This is a genomic window from Barnesiella sp. CU968, from assembly GCF_905219685.1.
GTDB lineage: Bacteria > Bacteroidota > Bacteroidia > Bacteroidales > Muribaculaceae > Lepagella > Lepagella muris_A.
Window position 1 is genome coordinate 1 of sequence record NZ_CAJMXD010000150.1, and the last position, 6,807, is coordinate 6,807.

Annotated in this window: 5 protein-coding genes; 2 read left to right on the plus strand and 3 right to left on the minus strand. The window is 47.0% G+C overall.

Features of this window, described 5'->3' with window-relative positions; all coding sequences use genetic code 11:
- The first annotated feature begins 308 nt into the window (after window positions 1-308).
- Window positions 309-929 (plus strand): transposase, encoded by a 621-nt coding sequence (locus JX312_RS07225; protein WP_204457532.1) that lies wholly within the window; start codon window positions 309-311, stop codon window positions 927-929.
- A gap of 263 nt (window positions 930-1,192) precedes the next feature.
- Here the strand turns inward: JX312_RS07225 and JX312_RS07230 are convergent, their stop codons facing one another.
- The 3 genes from JX312_RS07230 to aspT all read right to left on the minus strand — a co-directional run bounded on the left by JX312_RS07230 (window position 1,193) and on the right by aspT (window position 6,296).
- Window positions 1,193-2,632, minus strand: coding sequence for an aspartate ammonia-lyase (locus JX312_RS07230; protein ID WP_204457533.1), 1,440 nt, complete (start codon window positions 2,630-2,632; stop codon window positions 1,193-1,195).
- Window positions 2,633-2,927: 295 nt separating this feature from the next.
- Window positions 2,928-4,559: a bifunctional aspartate transaminase/aspartate 4-decarboxylase gene (locus JX312_RS07235; RefSeq protein WP_204457534.1), complete on the minus strand. Its 1,632-nt coding sequence runs from the start codon at window positions 4,557-4,559 to the stop codon at window positions 2,928-2,930.
- A 33-nt stretch (window positions 4,560-4,592) separates the two neighbouring features.
- Window positions 4,593-6,296 (minus strand): aspartate-alanine antiporter, encoded by a 1,704-nt coding sequence (aspT, locus tag JX312_RS07240; RefSeq protein ID WP_128707115.1) that lies wholly within the window; start codon window positions 6,294-6,296, stop codon window positions 4,593-4,595.
- Window positions 6,297-6,647: 351 nt separating this feature from the next.
- Between aspT and JX312_RS07245 the strand changes: the two genes are divergently transcribed.
- Window positions 6,648-6,807, plus strand: a 160-nt coding sequence (locus JX312_RS07245; protein ID WP_239653848.1) for an anaerobic C4-dicarboxylate transporter family protein, incomplete at its 3' end; no start/stop codon positions are given.

Below are 6,807 nucleotides of genomic sequence, written 5' to 3' on the forward strand. Positions count from 1 at the left end.
TGAAATCTCTCTGTCCAATTTTAACTTCGGATAGTTTACGCAGAAAGTCAGACATTATGCGTGCCAAAAATATAAAGTGTTGGATATTAACAATCTGACAAAACAAAGGGCGTCCGTTTTCGGACACATAGGTGAATTTCGTACATTGATTCTCAAAAAACTTTCGCAAAATATTCCGGATACACTTATGAAAGTCTGTATTTAGTATTATTTTTGCAGAATGATTACAGGACAGATAAAATCGCATATTGACCAGATATGGGAAACCTTCCTCCGTGGCATGGTCGAACTCCAAAAGATGCTCGCACATGGCTGACCGACACCAGTTCCGGGCCGAATGGCATGACTATAATGAAGGAATATTCTTCATTACGGTCTGTTGCGACCAAAAGATACATTATTTCGGAGAGATACGAGGTGGGAAAATGATTCCTACAGATATAGGACATATCATGAAGTCAACAATAGACGAAGTGACAGATCATTTTCCAGAGGCAGAAGTCTGGAATAGCGTCGTGATGCCCAACCACATCCATTTGGTAATCTCCGTAGGGACGCGCCATGGCGCGTCCGCATCGTCCCCCATTTTGTCAACATCCCAGTCACAAAACAATTACGGATGTCTGAAGTCAAAGCGACATGAACCATCAGAAGCCAAAAATTTTCACCACAACAGCAGATTGGCAGTAATAGTAGGACAAATAAAGAGCACAGTTACCAGAGCTGCGAGAAAGCAAAACATAGAATTCGGCTGGCAAGAGAGATTTCATGAGCATATTATTCGCAGTCAGCATGCATACGCGAATATTATGCATTATATCGATGCGAATGTTGAAAATTGGTGTTACGACCGGTTTAACCCAAACCACATTGACAACGCGGACGCGCCATGGCGCGTCCCTACAAACTGCAACGATTATGAATCATAACTGGAAATATATCACTTCAAACGAATGCTTCTCTACAATTACACCTAAGTGTAAAATAGAAAAGAAGAATTATTCTTCCGGTAGTCTGATACCTGTTATATCGCAAGAGGAAGACTTCATAAAGTTGGAGAATTTGTCTTATTGCTTCATAAAGCGATTACTGCGGCATGACATTTTAGAAGGGGGATGTACCGTCAGGCACATCCCCCTTGTGGTTTTATCGTATGGAACGGATGAACCGTTCATGCGGGTTTCAGGTCATATCAAAGGTGGCGTTTGGGCTTTATGTCGAGTTTCACGGGCTTGATCATGTTCTCGGGAGCGAGAATCGTGTCAAGGTCTTCCTTGCTCAGGATGTCGTGTTCAAGCACAAGGTCGTATACGCTCTTTCCGGTGGCGAGAGCCTCTTTGGCAATCTTGGTGGAGTTCTTGTAGCCGATTACCGGGTTGAGTGCCGTTACAATACTGATGCTGTTGCGGGTCTGGGTGCGGCAATGCTCTTCGTTTGCCGTGATTCCTTCGATACATCTGATTCGCAGGGTCTCGAATCCGTTGATCATAAGGTCCACAGNCTCGAAGTCGCATTGAGCCATTACCGGCTCCATCGCGTTCAGCTCCATCTGTGCTGCGTCTCCTGCCATGGTGACGCAAAGTTCGTTGCCCATCACTTTATAGCATATCTGGTTCATGACCTCCGGAATGACAGGATTTACCTTACCCGGCATGATAGACGAACCGGGCTGCATTGCAGGAAGGTTGATCTCGCCGAAACCGCAGCGCGGTCCGCTGGCAAGGATACGCAGGTCGTTGCATATCTTGTTGACTTTAACAGCTACACGTTTCAGAGCTGCTGCATATCCTACAAGGCAGGATGTGTCGGAAGTTGCTCCTACAAGGTCTTTGGCGAGCTTGATATTCCATCCTGTAATCTTTCCGAGGGCGGCGACGCATTTTTCGGCATAGCCGGGTTCGGCGGTGATGCCTGTTCCGATTGCCGTGGCACCCATGTTCACAGTAAGGAAGTCGGCGGCAGCCTCGTCGAGATGCAGGAGTTCGTCTTCAAGAATTGAAGCGAAACCGCTGAAAGTCTGTCCTAAAGTCATAGGCACCGCATCCTCCCACTGGGTTCTTCCGATCTTTACGATGTGTTTGAACTCCTCGCTCTTCTTGCGCAGAGACTCTATCAGCACCTTGTAGTGTTCCACAAACTTTAGGTGAGTGTAATACATGCCGATATGTATCGCTGTAGGATAGGCATCGTTGGTTGACTGGGCACAATTCACGATATCGTTTGGTGAGCAATATTGGTATTCACCTCTTTGGCGTCCCATGATTTCGAGGGCACGGTTTGTGATTACCTCGTTGATATTCATGTTGGTGGTAGTGCCCGCACCTCCCTGGATCATGTCTACGGGGAACTGTTCATGGTGCTGACCTTCGATAAGCTCCTTGCAAGCCTGAACGATTGCGTTAAATTGCTCATCGCTGATAAGACCAAGCTCGTGGTTTGCAACGGCAGCACCCCATTTGGTGATTGCGAGTCCCTTGATGAACAAGGGGTAATCTTTCAGGTGAAACTTGCTGATTTCAAAATTTTCTATTCCTCGAAGTGTCTGAACACCATAAAGAACTGAATCAGGAATCTCGCGTGTGCCGAGAAGGTCGGATTCTTCGCGAAATCCTTTTTTAGATGTGGTCTCCATTGTAAAAATGTTTATGGTTTATATTTAAGGTATAATCTCTATTGTCATTCCGTGTCTTTTGAAACAAAGTTTGCGAGGCGAGGAATGAATCCACAAATATAATTAAAGATTTCTAATTGTAAAACGTTTAAAAACATAAAACGTTCCAAATATCATTTATTTTGTTTTATATCGGCTCTTGTCCGGTCAGACATGGAGACTCCGGACTCGTCATTGGCAGTCGAGTCCGGAGTCGTAAATATTTCCGGGAAATTGCATATAAGCGGATTTTCAACGCTTACTTGTCATACAGTTTTTACTTTGCTTTTTTATACTCTTCGTAGTAACCGTCGAGAATAGAGCGTAAAGCCGATCCGATTTTCAGATAATCAATCTCGTCGAGGTTGGCGAGAGAAGCTCTGACTGACCAGCACGGACCGTCGAATCCACTGCCGTTGAGGAGAACAACAGAAGTCTGGCGGGCGAGACGCAGCACTATGTCTATCGGTTCGTAATTGGCTTTTAGCCAGTTGCAGAAGTCATCACCATATATCTTGCTTCCCCACAGCATAAGGTCGATCTCGCTGTAGTATCCTACGCGCAACGGATCTTCCATAAGCCTGAAACCGGTGCCTTTCCAAAGAGCTTCAAGACGGTCTTCCACCATATCCTGCATCTTCTTCTTATATACGTTTCGTTTGTCGAGCAGACACATCAGAGAGAAAAGCGACATCTGAATCTGCTGGGGAGTCGACAGTCCGGCGGTGTGGTTCAGTGCCACAGACCTGCTGTCAGCAACCATTCTGTCTATAAAGCGGATTTTCTCAGGGTGCAGCGAGAGGGATCCGTATCTTTTGTCAAGATCCTCAAGGCATTCCTTGGATTCCTGAGATATGAGCCTGTCGAATATGTTTTCCTTGGCGGCGGCAATAACCGCAAGACGCCATCCTGTGGCACCGAAATATTTTGAGAAGGAATAGACGCAGAGTGTGTTCCGTGGCAGCACATACATCAGGCTCTTGAAATCTTTGGCGAAAGTGCCGTATACGTCATCCGTTACGATCATCAGGTCAGGGTTGTCTTTCTTTACGACATCCACAAGATAGTCGAGACAATCCTGACTTAGCCTGTAGCTCGGCGGGTTGGACGGATTCACGAGGAAGACAAGTTTCATTTTAGGATCCCGCAGTTTATCCATCTCCTCTACGGGATATTGCCATGTGTGGTAGCCGTCTTTGTCTGTAGAGTCCGCGTAAATATTGGTTACATCAAAACTGTAGCGGTCAAGTTGCGGGATTTCTATATAAGGCGTGAAGATAGGAGCCATCAGCGCGATGGAATCACCCTTCTTCAGAAGGTGGTTTGCCTGCAGGGAGTCGAAAATATAACACATTGCAGCAGTGCCGCCTTCTGTTGCGAAAAGGTCATATTCCTTTCCAAGACCGGGTGCATTGTCGCCCATTTCCTGCGCCAGATATGCCAGTACGATCTTTTCTGCATTGACAAGCATCCTGACCGGGGTGGGATAGTGGTCGCCGATTATGCCGTCTGCCCATTCATAAGCCAGCGAATCGGCTGATATGCCGAGTTCAGTTTCCGCATAATCGATGGCATTCAGAAGAAGATGCGCGCCATGTCTCGCCGCATTGTCTTTAAGAAAGAGTTTCAGGCTGTCGCCCAGGCCTTCTTCAGGAGGCATTCCGGCAACGCCCGGTTTCGAATAGGCTTCATTGCGGCAAGTCTCCACAGCCCATACACCGAGAAGAAAAAACGCCTCGCGTGGAGCCGTGGCTATCCAGTTGGGGTTTCCACGCCCGGCGTTAAGGAATGTGTCGGTAGTGGTCTCCGACCCTTTTTTCGCCATCTTAATCAGCGTATCCTTGATTTCGAAAGGACTCATCTCTTCGAGTGCTTTCTCATATTCTCTGATCTGATCTTTTGTTTTCATAATACTTCATAAAACTGTTTTTATATTCTGAATTTACATGATAATGCCCATTATCACTCCCATAAGGATCAGCAGAGTATTGCCAATCGCATATGTCACGGTGTAACCCATTGCCGGGAGAGTGGAACCGAGCGAATCCTGTATGGCGCCGAGCGAGGCGGTAGTGACGCGGGCACCTGCGTTACATCCAAGATTAATAGCCGCCGGAAATTTAAAGATTTTGTCGCCGATCCATATGCCGAGAATCAGCGGAAGAGTAGTTGCGATCACACCGGCTACAAACAACATCCATCCCACCTGCTGTATGCCTTGCACGAACGAAGGTCCGGATTCTATACCTATCACAGCGATAAACATATTGAGTCCCATGTTATTTAGAATCCATAGCGAAGAAGTTGGAATCTTTCCGAAAGTCGGGTGTCTCGAGCGCAGCCAGCCAAGGACAAGACCGGCGATGAGCGCTCCTCCGCTTGTGGAGAGACTTACCGGTATACCGCCGAGATGAATCGTTATGGCTCCTATTATAGTACCGATGAAGATTCCGAGACCTACGAAAATCATGTCGGTCTGGTTTGTCGGTTTGTCTACATACCCGATTATGGAAGATGCTTTTTTGATATCCGCATCTCTTCCTTGCAGGGTCATGGTATATCCGCGGTGAAGTTCCGTCTTGGCGAGAACAGGAATTGAGGCTCCGTTTGCCGTCGTGATTGCGGATATCAGCACACCGTTCATTTCCGGCATATGACGCAGGTCTTCTATTGTCTTTCCGTCAAGCTGCTTGCGTGCAATCATCACAGGAACTTTCTCTATCGGGAAAGAGAGCAGAGCGTCATCCGCGACTTCGGGACCTATCCATCCCTCGCCGCTGACGAGAGTCTCCCGGCGTCCGCTGACAACGATAATATCATTTTGCGAGACCTTGACATCACCGTCGGGATTGTCGATAAACTTGTCTTCCGTCCTTATACGTGCCACATATGCACGCATGTGCTCATCGGTGAAGTGTTGCTCGATTTCAGCTACAGTGCGCGGCGAGGAGAAGAAATCTCCTTTGACCTCGTAAGCGCGATATACCACCGGTCTCAATGCGTTGATATATGCCGGGTCGTCATCGACACCGCTGCTGTTCATCGATTTCTCAAGGTCTGCCGTTTCCTTTCTCACCTTTTTCAGACCGCCGAGCATTGCCGGACCGAGCGAGCCGAGAATCCATGCGGAACCGATCGTGCCGAATATATAGGTCACGGCGTAGCATACCGGTATTATGTTGCTCCATGCCGTTTTATCGGCAGCCGAGGCATTCATGTTTCCTATGGCGTCCTGCCCGACACCTATCACTGCGGAAATTGTCTGTGCACCGGCAAACAGTCCCAATGCCTCTCCGACATTATAGTGGAAAAGCAGGGCGACACCCCATGTCACGGCAAAGCATATCACACACATGACCACGGCAAACAGCACCTGTTTTATGCCAGTGCCTTTCAATGCCCTGAAGAATTCGGGACCCACACTGTATCCGATTGCAAAAAGGAAGAGTAGGAAGAATACTGATTTCACCGGTCCGGGAACAGGGATGTCGAGTTGTCCGACAAGAACACCGACAAGCAGAACCGAAGTGACATTTCCCAGCGAGAATGTCTTATACTTCAGTTTGCCTACAAGAAATCCAACTCCCAGCGTCAGGAAAATCGCAATCGCCGGGTTGTCTCTCAGCGTTTGTATAAAGCAATCCATAACTTAATGTTTTTTGTGTTTTTCAAAGCTATTCAGAAACAGTTGAAACTGACGGTTCCTGAAGCACTGCGGTAGCCTTGGAAACTGTTTCTTATCACGTGCATCCTGATTCTTCAGGTTCCGATGCAAGGCTGATGCAATGATATTTTTTTAACAAAAGGGGAAGAGGATTGGTTTTGTGGCGAGTCACGGTAGAGAAAAGAATTACGAATTTCTGCAAAAATGTTATTAAACATTAAAACGTTGCAAAACCATTTTTAAGATTTATAGTTTAATAATATGAACAAGTCACATAAGAATTGCAAAGATTTCTTAAAATGGCTTTTTGTGAAACCTTATATAAAAGCTATGCTGACACTACAACTTTTATTTGTTTTGGCTGCAATCATCGTCGGAGCGCGTCTCGGAGGCATCGGCCTTGGCGTCATGGGCGGTGTAGGAATGGCGATACTGGTGTTCGTCTTCGGTCTTCAGCCTACTTCACCCCCGATCGATGTCATGCTGATGATTG

Excerpts from the sequence above, each read along its gene's own strand:
- JX312_RS07225 (WP_204457532.1), top strand. The coding sequence starts at position 309 with ATGGCTGACCGACACCAGTTCCGGGCCGAATGGCATGACTATAATGAA.
- JX312_RS07235 (WP_204457534.1), bottom strand. The coding sequence starts at position 4,559 with ATGAAAACAAAAGATCAGATCAGAGAATATGAGAAAGCACTCGAAGAG.
- aspT (WP_128707115.1), bottom strand. The coding sequence starts at position 6,296 with ATGGATTGCTTTATACAAACGCTGAGAGACAACCCGGCGATTGCGATT.